Genomic DNA, 15,264 nt, shown 5'->3' on the forward strand with positions numbered 1-15,264 from the left:
CCGTCGCCGCAGGCCCGGCCCCCGAGGGAGACACCGTGCAGATCCCACACGACACCCGTCGCGCGCTCGACGTCGTCGTCGCGCTGGTGAACACCGCGGCCGAACCGGACCAGCCCGACGGACTCTCGGACGTCGGCGCGCTGCGCGACTTCGTCCAGGAGTACTCGATCAGCGACGTCGGCGAGCTCGGGGCCCGCGACCTGGCGGGCGTGCGGACCGTACGCTCGAAGTTCGCCCAGGTCTTCGCGGCGCCGACCGCCCGCGCCGCGTCGGTGCTGATCAACGAACTCGTGGCGACCGCGGGCACCACCCCGCAGCTGACCGACCACGACGGCTACGACTGGCACGTCCACTACTTCGCCCCGGGCGCCTCGGTCGGCGACCACCTCGCGGCCGACGGCGGCATGGCGCTGGCCTTCATCGTGGTCTCCGGGGAGGAGGAGCGGCTGCGCCGCTGCGAGGCCCCCGACTGCCGGCGCGCCTTCGTCGACCTGTCACGCAACCGCTCCCGGCGCTACTGCGACAGCCGGACCTGCGGGAACCGGCTGCACGTGGCCGCGTACCGGGCCCGCCGCAAGGAGGCCGACGCGGGGCCGTCAGAGCAGGAAGAGATCGTGCACGGCGGCCAGCAGCAGCAGAATGCCGATCACCGCTAGGAAGATCATCAGGGGCGGCTGGGAAAGCGCGAACAGACAGCCCCGCGGCTCGTCGGCGACAGGGTCGGCGGGTACCGCGACGGGCACCGCGGGGTCACTCTGCGATGTCTCGAACATGTCGGGGCGATGATGGCCCAGCCCGCCACCCCGCCACCCCCAACACGCCAACACCCGCGCGGCAGTTCGCTCGATCTTGTGGTCGCACCGCCCTCTCCGCCCCCCGACCCCCCTCGGCGTGCTTCACGCCGCCCCCTGCACCGCAAGCCCCTCGCGTGCGCCCTGGCGGCCGCCTGAAAGCTCGGCCACCGTCGGTCGCAGACAGGAACCGAGGAACTTGGAGGGGATCCGTGGGTTATCAGGTCAAGTGCGGTTCGACCCAGACCAGTACCGGCAAGCCGTGTGGGAACCCGGCGATGATCGGCTACTCCCGCTGCCAGCTGCACCGGGGTGAGTGGAGCCGTCGCCAGCGGAGGCGGACGAAGAAGAAGCGCTGACGAGCTGCGGCGTCGGCGTGGGTCAGATCCCGTGCTTCTTGAGGATGGCCTCGATGTCGGAGAAGTCGTCCGCGGGGGCCTGGGCCGGGGCGGGGCCCAGGGAGGGCTTGGAGGCGGCCGGGGCGACGGTCTCCGGCGACGGTCCGGCCTTCGCCTTCCTCGCGGGCTTCCCGGCCCCGGCTCCCGCTCCGGCCGCGCCGCGGCGCTCCACGGCACGGGTGGTGACGAGGATCAGCCAGGCCAGCCCCAGCAGCCCGAATCCGATCCACACGGTCGGATTGAAGACGATGCCGGTCAGCCACTCCACGACACCCGTCATCACGAGTCCGATGGGCACCAGGGCGTACGCGGTGATCCGCGCCGCGGCCAGGAACCGCCTGCGGTAGGCCGTCACCGCGGCGAGGCCCAGGCCCGCCGCGGACACCGCGGAACAGATGGTCTCGGCAAGCATGCGGTCCCTCCGGACTCTCGGCGGCGGGGCGTTGCGTCCCCGTCCGTCCATCGTGCACCGCCCGCCGCCGCCACGGCCAGGCGCTGGGCCCCCCGCCGGCCGATCTCCGGGAAAAGTAGGGGATGTCCTGCCGACCCGGGTGCCGCCCGGGGGTCCCTCGCGGGTGCCGGTCGGTGGGGCGGGCGGGGGCTGGGAGACTGTTCGCATGACCGATTCCGTGATCCTCGACGTCTGGTGCGAACTGCAGTGCCCGGACTGCCACCGCGCCCTGGACGACGTCCGCGCCCTGCGGGCCCGCTACGGCGACCGGCTGGACATCCGGCTGCGCCACTTCCCGCTGGAGAAGCACAAGCACGCGTTCGCCGCCGCGCAGGCGGCCGAGGAGGCCGCCGAGCAGGGGCAGGGCTGGCCCTACGCGGAGGCCCTGCTGGCCCGTACCGCGGAGCTCGCCGAGAAGGGCGAGCCGGTGCTGCTGGACGTGGCCCGGGGCCTGGGACTGGACGTCGAGGAGTTCGACACCGCCCTGATCGACGGACGGCACATCCTGATCGTCGACGCCGACCAGGCCGAGGGGAAGGCGATCGGCGTGAGCGGCACCCCCACCTACGTGATCGGCGGCGAGCGCCTCGACGGCGGCAAGAGCCAGGAGGGGCTGCTCGCCCGCATCGAGGAGATCGCCGACCGCCTGCTGGCCTCCTGACCCGCTCCGCCGCCCAGGGCGTGCCGCGAAAGTCTCGTCTGGCTCGCGGCGCCTGGCACGGCACCTCGCCGCGTTGTCGGGATCACCCGCGTACGACCGGTACGCGGGCGACCCTCCGCCTTGCGAGGCACCGCACCAGACACCGCGAGCACCGCCCTGCGGGCGGACGACGCCACTTTCGCAACACGCCCTGGTGCTGCGACCGGAAAGGGTTGCCGGGTCGCGGCACTAGATCAGCGCCTTCGAGGCGTTCACCGCGATGTCCCGGTACCCGAGCGACTCGTAGAGCCGCCGGGCCGGGGTGTTGCCCTCGACCACGTGCAGGCCCAGCCGGCTGCCTCCGGCGGCCAGGACGGTGCGCTCGGCGAGGAGCATGAGGGTCCGCCCGTGGCCCCGCCCGCGGTGTTCGGGCGTGACCTTGACGTCGTACACGTACGGGACGGCGCCGAGGCCGGGCAGCTCGCACTCTCCGATCCACACGCTGCCCAGGGCCTCCCCCGCCGGGGTCTCCAGCAGGAGGAAGTCCGCGCCGGGGGTGTCCGGGCCGTCGGGCAGCATCCTGGCGTGTTCGGCGCGGGAGGCGGCCACGCCCTGCTCCTCGGTCATACCGGGGGCGACGAGCCGGCGGCCGTACTCCACGATGCCCGGCTCCAGCCAGGCGTCGAACTCGGCCCGGGTCATCGGCCGGCCGACGCCGCCCGCCGGGAGGGCGGGCGGCAGCGCCGGGAGTTCCTTGGCCATGATCCGGCCGGTCTCCCGGTATCCCAGGGCCGCGGCCATCCGCAGGGCCGGTGCGGCGTCGGCGGGTACCGACACCGCGATGCCGGTGCAGCGCCAGGAGCGCAGCACCTCCTCGGCGGCGAGCGCGGCCACCGTGCCGCGCCCCCGTCGGCGGTCTGCCTCCTCGATCCACAGTCCGCGGATCACACCGACGGAGGGCTGGGCGGCGGACCGGGTGGCCAGTTCGAGCGTGCCGACCCGACGGCTGTTGACCCGGACCTCGTAGGTCCGCTGCCGGGTGCCGTCACTGTTGCGCTGGAGCGGCTGCGCGGGCCGCAGGGTGGTGGTCATCACTTGGAGTTCTACCTGCCCCGCGCCTCCACGTCACCGGTGCGTGCGGACCGGTGTGGGCGCGAGTGCGGGCGGACGTGTGCGCGGAAGGGGCGCGGACCTCCGCTCACGGGTCGAGGTCCGCGCCGGATCCCGCCTCGAAGATCCGCATGACCTCGGCCGTGACGGGCCCGGGCCCGGCTCCGCTTCCGAGGGCGCGGCCGTCGAGGCGGACGACCGCCTGGGCGTCGCGCAGCGAGGACGTCACGAAGACCTCCTCGGCCTCCGCGAGCACCTCGAAGGGCAGGTCGGTCTCCTTGGCGCCGGTCCACTCGGTGATGAGGGCCCTGGTGATCCCGGCGAGGCAGCCGGATTCCAGGGGCGGGGTGTGCAGTTCCCCGTCGAGTACGACGAACACGTTGGAGCCGGTCCCCTCGCACAGCCGGCCGACGGTGTTGGCCATCAGCGCCTCCGAGGCGCCCGCGCGGTGCGCGGCGGCGAGCGCGACGACGTTCTCCGCGTACGAGGTGGTCTTCAGGCCGGCGACGGCGGAGCGCTCGTTGCGGACCCAGGGCACGGTGACGGCGGCGGTGGTGTCGGGGCGGCGCGGGGACGCGGCGACGGCGGCGATCAGTGTGGTCTCGGCGTCGCCCCGGTCGGAGCCGAGCGGGGCGACGCCCCCGGTGTAGGTGATGCGCAGCCGCCCGTGGTCGACCGGTTCGGCCTCCAGGACGGCGGCGCAGGCGCGGCGCACCTCGTCGAGGTCGGGGTCGGGCAGGCCCAGGCCCCGGGCCGAGCGGGTCAGCCGTAGGAGGTGGCGGGTGAGCGCGAAGGGCCGGCCGCGGACGGCCTTGAGCGTCTCGAACACGCCGTCGCCCACGGTGAGCCCGTGGTCGAGGACGGACACCGTCGCGTCGTCGACGTCCCTCAGGGCTCCGTCGAGCCAGATTCTCATGGTGCTGTCCTTCCGGTGGTGCCGTTCGCCCCGTGGTGCGCGCCGGCCTCCCGGCCCGCCGCGACCCTCAGCAGGCGGGCGGCCTTGAGCTCGGTCTCCGCCCACTCGCGGTCGGGGTCGGAGCCCCAGGTGATGCCGGCCCCGGTGCCGAAGTGCAGGCGGGGGCCGCCGGGGGTCTGCCGGTCGATCCAGAAGGTGCGGATGCCGACGGCCAGCTCGCCGGCGCCGCGGTCGGCGTCGACCCAGCCGACGCCTCCGCAGTACGGGCCGCGCGGGGCCGTCTCCAGGGCCTCGATGATCCGCAGGGCGGAGGACTTGGGCGCGCCCGTGACGGATCCGGGCGGGAAGGTCGCGTCGAGGAGTTCGGGCCAGCCGGCGCCGTCGGCGAGTTCGCCGCTGACGGTGGAGACCAGGTGTACGAGGCCGGGGTGCTCCTCGATCGCGCACAGCTCGGGAACGGTCACGGAGCCCGTGGCACAGACCCGGCCGAGGTCGTTGCGTACGAGGTCCACGATCATCACGTTCTCGGCGTGGTCCTTGGGGAGGAGGTCTTCGGCGGTGCGGCCGGTGCCCTTGATGGGTCCGGACTCGACCCGGCGGCCGTCGCGGCGCAGGAACAGCTCGGGTGAGGCGGTGGCGATCTCCACGCCGTACGCGGCGAGGCGAATCGTTCCTGCGAAGGGTGCGGGGTTGCCTCGGGCCAGGAGCGAGGTGAGGGCGTCGACATCGGCGCGGTCCGGGTCGGGCAGCGGCGCGGACATCACGCGGCACAGGTTGGCCTGGTAGACCTCGCCGGCCTCGATGTGCTCGCGGATGCGGCGTACCCCGGCGGTGTACGCCGCGCGGTCGAGGGACGTGGTCCACCGGTCGGCGTCAGGACCGCGCCAGGCACCGGGTACGGGCGCGGGTACGGGGTCGGGGCGCACGTCCCCGAAACGCGCGCAGACGAGGCGCCCTTCGAAGTCGGCGGCCACCGCCCAGAAGCCGGTGGAGTCGAGGGCGGCGGGGTCACTGGTGACATCCCGCAGGTCGGTCGCGAGGAGGCCGGCGAAGCGGGCCATGGGGGGCAGGTCGTGCACGGCTGCGAGTCTATGACCGGCGACGCGACGGCGCCGGTGCGGTGACGGCCGGGTGACCTGTGGTGATCGAGCGGCAGCACGCTGCGGAAACGCGTTTTTGAGCTGGCCCGGGAATCCGCTAGAGTTCAACACGTCGCCAGGGAGCGAAGGGGGAAACCCCGGAGCGAACAAGGTGACCTGCGGACGTAGCTCAGTTGGTAGAGCACCACCTTGCCAAGGTGGATGTCGCGAGTTCGAGTCTCGTCGTCCGCTCGAAGTGGGGGATCTTCCCGAGAACCCCTGCAGCTCCATGGTGGAGTGGCCGAGAGGCGAGGCAACGGCCTGCAAAGCCGTCTACACGGGTTCAAATCCCGTCTCCACCTCCAAGGACGATTAGCTCAGCGGGAGAGCGCTTCCCTGACACGGAAGAGGTCACTGGTTCAATCCCAGTATCGTCCACTGATCCGCAAGGATCCCCGCGCGATTAGCTCAGCGGGAGAGCGCTTCCCTGACACGGAAGAGGTCACTGGTTCAATCCCAGTATCGCGCACGCAGTACACGCACCACCTGCGGTTTCGTACCGCGGTCCCGCGCGATTAGCTCAGCGGGAGAGCGCTTCCCTGACACGGAAGAGGTCACTGGTTCAATCCCAGTATCGCGCACCACCCGAAGAGCCCCGGCCGTTTCGACGGCCGGGGCTCTCGTGTTCCTCCACACGGGTGCGCGGGCGTCAAAAAGGGTGCTGCCCGCACGACTCCCCAGCCGTACGGGCAGCACCCTTCACCTGCCGTCCGTCGCGCCCCCGTCCCCACGGGGTACGACAGGCCGATGTCCCGGCCCGGGCCGCTCTCCCGGGCCCGGGGCGCCGCTCAGCGCCCCGGCATCATGCCCACGGACGACGCCTGTGCCGCCAGCTGATCGAATCCTCCGAAGAGGAAGAGCAGCAGGGCGGCCAGGGGGAGGACCATGGCCGCGGCCACCAGTGGGTGGCGGGTGCCGGACTCATGGCTGTTGAACGCGAATGCCTTGCGTCCCTGCCGTGCGATGCCCGCCATGGCCCTCTCCCTGTCGTCTGGCAGCGGCGGGCTCTGACCTCGGGGGACGAGTGCACCACCCGCCGCTTGACCTCAACACTAGGCGGGCGGACGGCCGCCGGCCTCATGCCCTCGTATCCATTTCCGGGCCTACGGGAGGATGACGGCGGGCACGGCGCGTACTCCCCTGGGTGGACGGCGTCCCCCTGGCGTCGGGGTCTTCCCGGAGGGGATGACCGGAGGGTGGTGACTTCCCTCACTTCCGTCACTCCCTGTTCACATGTGTCCGGGGACCGGGCATCCGCAAGATCGACTCTGGGTGTGGTGGCTCCGGCGTGCGCGCCGGAGCCCGCCCCGGCGGGCGGCAGACCGTCCCGGTACGTCAATCCCCTTGCCCGAAAGGCCGTTTGGTCCCGCTCGGGGTTCCGGCCGGGTCGCCGCCGCGGATCCCTGAAGTTCCCTCAAGTGTGCTGCGCCGCACTGACGATCGAATCCCCCGACGAGGGCGCGGCCTCTGAGCGCGCATGGCGGATGGTCCGTAAGCTGTGCCAGGTCAACAGGACGACCGTCAGCGGGGTGGACATGGCGATGATGCGGCTCCGGCGCGAGGACCCGCGTGTCGTCGGCTCGTTCAGACTGCACCGGCGGCTCGGGGCCGGCGGCATGGGCGTGGTCTACCTGGGCTCCGACCGGCGCGGGCAGCGGGTCGCCCTCAAGGTCATCCGGCCGGACCTCGCCGAGGACCAGGAGTTCCGTTCGCGGTTCGCCCGCGAGGTGTCCGCCGCCCGGCGGATCCGGGGCGGGTGCACGGCGCGCCTGGTCGCCGCGGACCTGGAGGCCGAACGGCCGTGGTTCGCCACCCAGTACGTGCCCGGTCCCTCGCTCCACGACAAGGTGGCCGAGGAGGGCCCCCTGACGGCCGCGCAGATCGCCGCCGTCGGCGCCGCGCTCTCCGAGGGCCTGGTCGCCGTACACGAGGCGGGAGTCGTCCACCGGGACCTGAAGCCCTCGAACATCCTGCTGTCCCCCAAGGGTCCTCGGATCATCGACTTCGGCATCGCCTGGGCGACCGGGGCGAGCACCCTCACGCATGTGGGTACGGCCGTCGGCTCCCCCGGCTTCCTCGCACCCGAGCAGGTCCGGGGCGCCGCCGTCACGCCGGCCACCGACGTCTTCGCGCTCGGCGCCACCCTCGCCTACGCGGCGACCGCCGACTCGCCCTTCGGGCACGGCAGTTCGGAGGTCATGCTGTACCGCGTGGTGCACGAGGAACCGCACCTGCAGGGCGTCCCGGACGCGCTGGCGCCCCTCGTACGGGCCTGCCTGGCCAAGGACCCGGAGGAGCGGCCCAGCACGCTCCAGCTGTCCATGCGGCTCAAGGAGATCGCGGCCCGGGAGGCGCAGGGGCTCTCGGAGGGCCGCCCGCCGGCACAGCGCGCCCGGGTCGAACGGCCCACGGGACGGCTGCCAGAGGCGGACCACGCGGAGCGTACGGAGCGGCGCACGGGCGGCAGCGCGCCCAGGGGGGCGCAGGGCGGCGCTCCCGGCGGCCCGCACTCGCGGCCCTCCTCCTCACGCAACCCGCGCAACCCCGGCGGCCCGTCCTCCCGGCCGACCGCGGGACGCACCGGCGGCCGGCCGGCGCCGCGGACCACGGGGACGGGGCGGCGCCCCTCACGGCCGGACCCGAAGCTGATGCGCCAGCGCCTGATCGTGTTCGTCGTGGTCACGCTGATCGTGGCACTGGGCATCGCGGCCGCCCAGAAGCTCTAGGTTTCCAGGCCCCGTCTCCAGGGGGCTCGTGGCGGGTCAGTCGTCACCCGCCCGTCCGATGCTCCGAACGATCCTCGGCGCGAGGCGTGGCGTAGGTGACCACCACCGGCGCGTTCGCCTCCGCCTGCGCCCGGCCGGAAGCCGCCGTGATCTCCTCGTACGTCCACTCCCGGTGGAAGCGTTCCCCGTGGGCGTCGGTGATGTCGATGACCACGCTGGTCCATTCCTCGGCCGGCTGTTCGGGCACGAGTCCCAGTTCGTACGTCGCGTCGTGGAGAAGGGATTCGGTGACGCGTACGCCGGTGAGTCTTTCGGCCAGAGCGAGGACGGCCGCCTTCGCGTCGACGGCCGGGGCGCTCTCGTCGTGCTCTCCGTCGGGCGTCAGCGGGAAGCCGACCGCCCGCATCACGGGCACCAGTTCGTCGGGGCTGTTGCCGTCGCGTGCCGAGGGGCGCTCGAACGTCGTACGGAGCTCACCGTCCTCGAACCAGTGGAAGAGGTCGATGGGCTTGCCGCCGTTGCGGGAGTGCGCCACGACCCGTCCGCCCTCCGACAGCTTCTGCGCGCACGGCACCCCGAGGCCACCGTCGAAGCCGAGGACGACGGTCCAGTCGCCCTTCTCGCCCGGCGCCTTGAAGGCGCCGGCCACGTAGGACTCGTCCCAGTGGTCGTGATCCGCCTCGGCACGGTGAGCGTCGTTCGCCTCGATCAGCCCGGCCGTGCCGTCCCCCGTGCCGCGCGGCTCCGCCTCCATCGCATGCAGCACCTCCTGCGGGCTCCGCCCCCGGACGAGGGTCACGCTGTATCCGCTCTCCCTCATGTGGCGGAAGAGCGGCGAGGTGCGGATCCAGGCGTAGTCGTCTGTGGTCACCTGGGTCATGGGTGGCAGTGTGCCCGACGCCTCCGACAGCGCCCGCTACGGGCGGCCCTGGGCCACCGCGTAGAAGGCGACCGCCGCGGCGGCGCCCACGTTCAGGGAGTCCACGCCGTGGGCCATGGGGATGCGCACCCACTCGTCGGCGGCGACGAGCGCCTGCGTGGACAGGCCGTCGCCCTCGGCGCCGAGCATCAGGGCGACCCGCTCCAGGGACTGCGGGGCGGCCACCTCGATCGGCGTCGCCTTCTCGTGCGGGGTCAGCGCCAGCAGCTTGAAGCCGGCCTCGCGCACCTGGTCCAGGCTCTTGGGCCAGGCCTCCAGGCGGGCGTAGGGCACGGAGAACACCGCGCCCATGGAGACCTTCACCGAGCGCCGGTAGAGCGGGTCGGCGCAGTCGGGCGACAGCAGCACCGCGTCCATGCCGAGGGCGGCGGCGCTGCGGAAGATGGCCCCGATGTTGGTGTGGTCGTTGACCGCTTCCATGACGGCCACGCGGCGGGTCGTGGCAAGGATGTCCCCGGCCGTGGGCAGCGGTTTGCGCTGCATGGAGGCGAGGGCTCCGCGGTGCACGTGGTAGCCGGTGACGCGTTCGGCGAGGTCGGGGCTGACGGCGTAGACCGGCGCCGGGAGTTCGTCGATGACGTCGCGCATGACGTCGACCCACTTGGCGGAGAGCAGCATCGAGCGCATCTCGTACCCGGCGTCCTTGGCCCGTCTGATGACCTTCTCGCCCTCGGCGATGAAGAGGCCTTCCGCGGGCTCGCGCCTGCGCCGGAGCTCGACGTCGGTCAGGCCCGTGTAGTCGTGCAGGCGCGGGTCGTCGGGGTCGGTGATGGTGATGAGATCAGCCACAGGGTGATACTGCCTTGTCCTGGGTGCGGTGCCAACGGCCTGTCAGGCGCCGGCGGTGGGAAGGTCTGCGGCCCCGACGCGGACGACCTCGCCGATGACGATGACCGCGGGCGGCCTGACCTCCTCGGCGCGGACCGTCTCGCCGACCGTGGCGAGGGTGGCGTCCACGCGGCGCTGCGTGGCGGTGGTGCCCTCCTGGACGACGGCGACGGGGGTGTCGGCGGAGCGGCCGTACCGGACGAGCGCCTCGGCGATGAGGCCGATCTTGTCGACGCCCATCAGGACCACCAGCGTGCCCGTGAGCTTGGCGAGGGAGGCCCAGTCCACGAGGGAGCGCGGGTCGTCGGGGCCGACGTGGCCGCTGACCACGGTGAACTCGTGCGCCACGCCCCGGTGGGTGACCGGAATGCCGACGGCGGCGGGCACCGAGATGGAGCTGGAGATGCCCGGCACGACGGTGCACGGGATGCCCTCCGCGGCGAGTGCCTGGAGCTCCTCCATCCCGCGGCCGAAGACGTACGGGTCGCCGCCCTTGAGGCGGACCACGGCCTTGCCGGCCTTGGCGTGCTCGATCAGCGCGTTGTTGATGGCCTCCTGGGCCATGAACCGGCCGTACGGGATCTTCGCGGCGTCGATGACCTCGACGTGCGGGGGGAGTTCGTCGAGCAGGTCGCGGGGGCCGAGCCGGTCGGCGATGACCACGTCGGCCTCGGCGAGGAGGCGGCGGCCGCGCACGGTGATCAGGTCCGGGTCGCCGGGGCCGCCGCCGACGAGGGCGACGCCGGGGGTGGACTTGTGGCGGTGGCCGGGGGCGGCGAGGCTGCCGTCGCGCAGGCCCTCCACCACGGCGTCGCGGACGGCGGCGGACCGGCGCGGGTCGTTGCCCGTCAGCACGGCGACGGTGACGCCTTCGATGCGGCCGGTGGCCGGGGTCCAGGCGGTGGCCGCGGAGGCGTCGTCGGCGCGGACGCACCAGACGTGCTCGCGCTCGGCCTCGGCGGAGGCCCGCTCGTTGACGTCGCGGTGCTGCGTGGCGATGAGGGCGTACCAGGCGCCGGCGAGGTCGCCGTCCTGGTAGCGGCGGCGCTCCCAGCGGATCTCGCCGGTCTCGGCCATGGCGTCCACGGAGGGGGTGGCGGAGGGCGAGACGAGCAGGACGTCGGCGCCGGCGGCGATGAGCGCCGGGAGACGGCGCTGGGCGACCTGGCCACCGCCGATGACGACGACGCGGCGGCCGGCGAGGCGGAGTCCTACGGGGTAGGCGGGGGTGTCGGCCATGGCGATGCGGCTCCTGAAGGCGGCAGTCGTTCTGTCGTGCCGCTGCGGCTCTGGAGCGGCGGGATGCTGACGTGCGGTGATGCGGTGCGGGTCCACCATACGGCGCGGACCGCCCGAGGTACGGACGGGGGCTGCGCCCGGCCTCCCGGCACTCCGCCCTAAGGGGCGAGTGAGCCGAAGGGGCGCGCCGGGGAGTGGGGACGAGCGCGCGCAGGAAACCGCGAGGAACGAGCGGTTTACGAGCACGCACGGCCCCACGAGCCGGCACCAGGCGCCCCGGAGGCGAACCGAGCCCCCGACCAAGACCGGCGAGTGAGCCGAAGGGGCGCGCCGGGGAGTGAGGGTGAGCGCGCGGAGGAAACGCGAGGTACGAGCGTTTACGAGCACGCACGCCCTCACGAGCCGGCAAAAGGCGCCCCGGAGGCGAACCGAGCCCCCGACCAAGACCGGCGAGTGAGCCGAAGGGGCGCGCCGGGGAGTGAGGGTGAGCGCGCGGAGGAAACGCGAGGTACGAGCGTTTACGAGCACGCACGCCCTCACGAGCCGGCAAAAGGCGCCCCGGAGGCGAACCGAGCCCGCGAAAAAGGCCGCGCCGGGGAGTGGGGGCGAGCGCGCGGAGGAAACCGCGAGGAACGAGCGGTTTACGAGCACGCACGGCCCCACGAGCCGGCAAAAGGCGCCCCGGAGGCGAACCGAGCCCCCGAAAAGAGGGGCGGGTTATTTCTCCGTGACGCCCGCCGAGTCGAAGGTGGCGACCTCGTGCATCGCGCGGGCCGCGCTCTGGACCAGCGGGAGGGCCAGCAGGGCGCCCGTGCCCTCGCCGAGGCGGAGGTCGAGGTCGACCAGGGGGCGCAGGCCGAGCTTGTTCAGGGCCGCCACGTGGCCCGGCTCGGCGCTGCGGTGGCCCGCGATGCAGGCCGACAGCGACTCGGGGGCGATGGCACGGGCCACGAGCGCGGCGGCTCCGGCGCTGACGCCGTCCAGGATCACCGGCGTACGCAGGGACGCGCCGCCGAGGAGGAGGCCCACGATCGCCGCGTGCTCCAGGCCGCCGATCGCGGCGAGGACGCCGATCGGGTCCGCCGGGTCGGGCTGGTGGAGCTCCAGGGCACGGCGTACGACGTCGACCTTGCGGGCGTGCGTCTCGTCGTTGATGCCGGTGCCGCGGCCGGTGACCTCCGACGGGTCGACTCCCGTGAAGACCGAGATCAGGGCCGCGGAGACGGTGGTGTTCGCGATGCCCATCTCGCCCGTGAGGAGTGCCTTGTTGCCCGCCGCGACGAGGTCTCGGGCCGTCTCGATGCCGACCTCGATGGCCGCGATCGTCTCCTCGCGGGTCATCGCGGGGCCGGTGGACAGGTCCGCCGTACCCGGGCGGACCTTGCGGGGCAGCAGGCCCGGGGTGGCGGGCAGGTCGCCCGCGACGCCGACGTCGATGACGCAGACCTCGGCGCCCACCTGGTTGGCGAAGGCGTTGCAGACCGCTCCGCCGCCCAGGAAGTTGGCGACCATCTGCGTGGTGACCTCCTGGGGCCACGGGGTGACGCCCTGGGCGTGCACGCCGTGGTCTCCCGCGAAGATCGCGACGGCTGCCGGTTCCGGGATCGGCGGCGGGCAGACCCGGGACAGGCCCGCCAGCTGCGCCGAGATGATCTCCAGCATGCCGAGGGCGCCCGCCGGCTTGGTCATGCGCTTCTGCCGCTCCCAGGCCTCGCCGAGCGCCTTCGCGTCGAGGGGGCGGATGCTGGCGACCGTCTCGGAGAGCAGGTCGTGCGGCTCCTCCCCCGGCAGCGCGCGGCGGCCGTACGTCTCCTCGTGGACCACCCAGGAGAGCGGGCGGCGCTGCGACCAGCCGGCCTGGGCCAGCTCGGGCTCCTCGGGGAACTCGTCGACGTAGCCGACGCACAGGTACGCGACGACCTCCAGGTGTTCCGGCAGGCCGAGCTCGCGGACCATCTCGCGCTCGTCGAAGAAGCTCACCCAGCCGACGCCGAGGCCTTCGGCGCGCGCGGCGAGCCAGAGGTTCTCGACGGCGAGGGCCGAGGAGTACGGGGCCATCTGCGGCTGGGTGTGCCGGCCGAGGGTGTGGCGGCCGCCGCGGGTGGGGTCGGCGGTGACGACGATGTTGACCGGGGTGTCGAGGATGGCCTCGATCTTCAGTTCCTTGAACTGCTTGGCCCGGCCCTTGGGCAGCGACTTCGCGTAGGCCTCGCGCTGGCGCTGGGCGAGCTCGTGCATCGTCCGGCGGGTGTCGGCGGAGCGGATGACGACGAAGTCCCAGGGCTGGGAGTGGCCGACGCTGGGCGCGGTGTGGGCCGCCTCCAGGACGCGGAGCAGCACCTCGTGCGGGATCGGGTCGGTGCGGAAGCCCTTGCGGATGTCGCGGCGCTCGCGCATCACGCGCAGGACGGCCTCGCGCTCGGCGTCGGCGTAGCCGGGGGCCGGCTCGCCGGCCGGGGGCTCGGCCGCGACGACCGCCTCGGGCTGCTCCTCCGCCGCGTCGGGCGCGGCCGCGGTGGCCTCGACCGGCTCGGCGGCCTCGACGGGCTCCTCGACGGGCTCCTCGGCGGTGGCCGCGACGGGCTGCGGCTCGGCGGCCGCCGGCTCGACCGGGACGGGGGCGGCTTCGGCCGCCACCGGCTCCGCGGGGGCGACCTCCGGGACCTCCGCGACCTCCGCGGGGGCGACCGGCGCGGGCTCGGGCTGGACCGGCTCGGCCTGGACGGGCTCGGGCTGGACCGGCTCGGGCGTGACGGCCGGGGCCGCCTGCTCCTCGGGGGCGGCGGGCACTGGCTGCGGCTCGACGGCCACCGGCTCGACCGGGACGGGGGCGGGGGCGGCTTCGGCCGGCCCCGGCTGGACCGGCCCGGTGGCGACGGCCTCGACCGGTTCGGCGGGCTGGACGGGCTGGACGGGCTCGGCGGGCACGGCCGGAGCGACGGCCCCGGGTACGGCGGCCGGTGCCTCGGCGGCCGGTGCCTCGGCGGCAGCCGGCTCGACGACGGGCGGTGCCTCGGCGGCGTTCGGCTCGGGGGCCTCTGCGGCGGGCAGCGCCTCGGACGGTGCGGCCTCGGGCTGGGCGGGGGCCTGCGCGGATTCCGCCGGCAGCGGCTCAGACTCGGTCTCCGGCTCCTGGGCGGCCCCGACCGGCTCGGGGGCCGGGCCGGGCTGGGGCGCGTCCTCCGGCGCGGGAGCCTGGGCGGCCTCGGCCGCCGGCGGCTCGGCGGCCGGGACCGGTTCCGGCGCGGGGGCCTGCTGCTCCGGTGCGGGGGCCTGCTCCGGGGTCCACGGGGCGCCGGCCTGCGGCGGGACCTCGGCGAGCTGCGGGGCGGCGGGGTCCTGGGCGGCCTCCGCGCGGGGGACGTCCAGGTACTCGGGCCCCATGGTCGGGGGGCCGGCCTGGTGGAGCGGGGTCGTGGGCGCCGTGGGGGCGGTCGGGGCGGGCGGAGCGGCCTGCGCGGGCGCGGCGGGCGCCGCGGCCGGTCCGCGGTCCGCGAGGGAGCGCACGACTCCGCCGGTGGCGTCGGGCATGGGCGGGCCCATGTGCAGCGGCCGCCGGGCGGGGGCGACCGGGGCGGCGGGAGCCGCGGGCGGCGGGACGAGGCCGCCGAGGCCGAGTGCTCCGGAGTCCCGGCCGCCCGTCTCGTGGGCGCCCGCGCTGTAGGAGCCGTCGGGGAAGGCGGGCTGGGGGTACTCGGTGTACGCGGCGGGCTCGGGGTACGCCGCCGGGGCGGCCGCGTACGCGGTGCCGGCGCCGAAGGAGGCGTCGGCGTACGCCTGCTGCTCGGCGTGCTGGGGCTCCACGGGGAAGTCGGGGACCTGCGGGACGACCTGCGGGTCGCTCCAGGAACCCTGCGCGCTCGGCATCAGCAGCAGTTCCTCGTCCTCCGGCTCGGCCGGGTCGTCCATGAGGTCCTGGAAGGCGTAGCCGGGCATGGGTGCCGGGATCTGGACCGGGGCGGGGAGGCCCTGCTGATCCACCATGCCCGTGTTGTCCGGGAGACCCTCGCCCGGGACCTGGCCGGTGTCAGTCATGCTTACCCCTCGCCCATCGTGTTGCCTCTTCGATCACCCGGTCGCCCACGA

At 74.0% G+C, this 15,264-nt stretch carries 12 protein-coding genes and 5 tRNA genes; 8 read left to right on the forward strand and 9 right to left on the reverse strand.

Annotated features, from left to right (window positions below; translation table 11 throughout):
- Positions 1 to 35: 35 nt before the first annotated feature.
- On the forward strand, positions 36 to 656 hold the full coding sequence (locus BSL84_RS06535; RefSeq protein ID WP_030037354.1) for a CGNR zinc finger domain-containing protein: 621 nt from the start codon (positions 36 to 38) through the stop codon (positions 654 to 656).
- A 516-nt stretch (positions 657 to 1,172) separates the two neighbouring features.
- Here BSL84_RS06535 and BSL84_RS06545 read toward each other — a convergent pair.
- Positions 1,173 to 1,601: a hypothetical protein gene (locus BSL84_RS06545; RefSeq protein WP_045324225.1), complete on the reverse strand. Its 429-nt coding sequence runs from the start codon at positions 1,599 to 1,601 to the stop codon at positions 1,173 to 1,175.
- A 205-nt stretch (positions 1,602 to 1,806) separates the two neighbouring features.
- On the opposite strand from BSL84_RS06545, the gene BSL84_RS06550 reads away from it, so the two are divergent.
- Positions 1,807 to 2,301, forward strand: a complete 495-nt coding sequence (locus BSL84_RS06550) for a DsbA family protein (RefSeq protein WP_045324224.1) — start codon at positions 1,807 to 1,809, stop codon at positions 2,299 to 2,301.
- Positions 2,302 to 2,529: 228 nt separating this feature from the next.
- Here BSL84_RS06550 and BSL84_RS06555 read toward each other — a convergent pair whose 3' ends face one another.
- The 3 genes from BSL84_RS06555 to BSL84_RS06565 all read right to left on the reverse strand — a co-directional run bounded on the left by BSL84_RS06555 (position 2,530) and on the right by BSL84_RS06565 (position 5,385).
- On the reverse strand, positions 2,530 to 3,372 hold the full coding sequence (locus BSL84_RS06555; RefSeq protein ID WP_075969994.1) for a GNAT family N-acetyltransferase: 843 nt from the start codon (positions 3,370 to 3,372) through the stop codon (positions 2,530 to 2,532).
- Positions 3,373 to 3,478: 106 nt separating this feature from the next.
- Positions 3,479 to 4,306: an aminotransferase class IV gene (locus tag BSL84_RS06560; protein WP_030037350.1), complete on the reverse strand. Its 828-nt coding sequence runs from the start codon at positions 4,304 to 4,306 to the stop codon at positions 3,479 to 3,481.
- Positions 4,303 to 5,385 carry a chorismate-binding protein gene (locus BSL84_RS06565; RefSeq protein WP_159393507.1) on the reverse strand — a complete coding sequence of 361 codons (1,083 nt, stop codon included), beginning with the start codon at positions 5,383 to 5,385 and terminating at the stop codon, positions 4,303 to 4,305. The genes BSL84_RS06560 and BSL84_RS06565 overlap by 4 nt, the downstream gene beginning before the upstream one ends.
- Positions 5,386 to 5,564: 179 nt before the next feature.
- Between BSL84_RS06565 and BSL84_RS06570 the strand changes: the two genes are divergently transcribed.
- The 5 genes from BSL84_RS06570 to BSL84_RS06590 all read left to right on the forward strand — a co-directional run bounded on the left by BSL84_RS06570 (position 5,565) and on the right by BSL84_RS06590 (position 6,029).
- Positions 5,565 to 5,637: transfer RNA gene (locus BSL84_RS06570), tRNA-Gly, on the forward strand.
- 39 nt (positions 5,638 to 5,676) lie between these two features.
- Positions 5,677 to 5,750, forward strand: a tRNA-Cys gene (locus tag BSL84_RS06575).
- Position 5,751: 1 nt separating this feature from the next.
- Positions 5,752 to 5,823 (forward strand) — tRNA-Val (locus tag BSL84_RS06580).
- Positions 5,824 to 5,842: 19 nt separating this feature from the next.
- Positions 5,843 to 5,914, forward strand: a tRNA-Val gene (locus BSL84_RS06585).
- A 40-nt stretch (positions 5,915 to 5,954) separates the two neighbouring features.
- A tRNA-Val gene (locus BSL84_RS06590) sits at positions 5,955 to 6,029 on the forward strand.
- A gap of 204 nt (positions 6,030 to 6,233) precedes the next feature.
- Here the strand turns inward: BSL84_RS06590 and BSL84_RS06595 are convergent.
- Complete coding sequence (locus tag BSL84_RS06595; RefSeq protein ID WP_030032802.1) at positions 6,234 to 6,419, reverse strand: hypothetical protein; 186 nt, start codon at positions 6,417 to 6,419, stop codon at positions 6,234 to 6,236.
- 561 nt (positions 6,420 to 6,980) lie between these two features.
- Here BSL84_RS06595 and BSL84_RS06600 point away from each other — a divergent pair.
- Positions 6,981 to 8,171, forward strand: a complete 1,191-nt coding sequence (locus BSL84_RS06600) for a serine/threonine-protein kinase (protein WP_078849319.1) — start codon at positions 6,981 to 6,983, stop codon at positions 8,169 to 8,171.
- Positions 8,172 to 8,214: 43 nt separating this feature from the next.
- Here BSL84_RS06600 and BSL84_RS06605 read toward each other — a convergent pair whose 3' ends face one another.
- From BSL84_RS06605 to cobT, 4 genes are all read right to left on the reverse strand, one after another.
- The gene (locus BSL84_RS06605; protein ID WP_075969996.1) at positions 8,215 to 9,051 is read right to left on the reverse strand and encodes a DUF6461 domain-containing protein; all 837 of its coding nucleotides are present in this window, start codon (positions 9,049 to 9,051) and stop codon (positions 8,215 to 8,217) included.
- Positions 9,052 to 9,087: 36 nt separating this feature from the next.
- Positions 9,088 to 9,900: a TrmH family RNA methyltransferase gene (locus tag BSL84_RS06610; RefSeq protein WP_030031821.1), complete on the reverse strand. Its 813-nt coding sequence runs from the start codon at positions 9,898 to 9,900 to the stop codon at positions 9,088 to 9,090.
- Positions 9,901 to 9,942: 42 nt separating this feature from the next.
- Entirely contained in the window at positions 9,943 to 11,178 is a 1,236-nt protein-coding gene (gene cobA, locus BSL84_RS06615) for a uroporphyrinogen-III C-methyltransferase (RefSeq protein ID WP_075969997.1), read from the reverse strand.
- Between the two features lie 717 nt (positions 11,179 to 11,895).
- Positions 11,896 to 15,213: a nicotinate-nucleotide--dimethylbenzimidazole phosphoribosyltransferase gene (gene cobT / locus BSL84_RS06620; RefSeq protein WP_045323937.1), complete on the reverse strand. Its 3,318-nt coding sequence runs from the start codon at positions 15,211 to 15,213 to the stop codon at positions 11,896 to 11,898.
- Positions 15,214 to 15,264: the final 51 nt, after the last annotated feature.

It is taken from the genome of Streptomyces sp. TN58 (assembly GCF_001941845.1).
GTDB lineage: Bacteria > Actinomycetota > Actinomycetes > Streptomycetales > Streptomycetaceae > Streptomyces.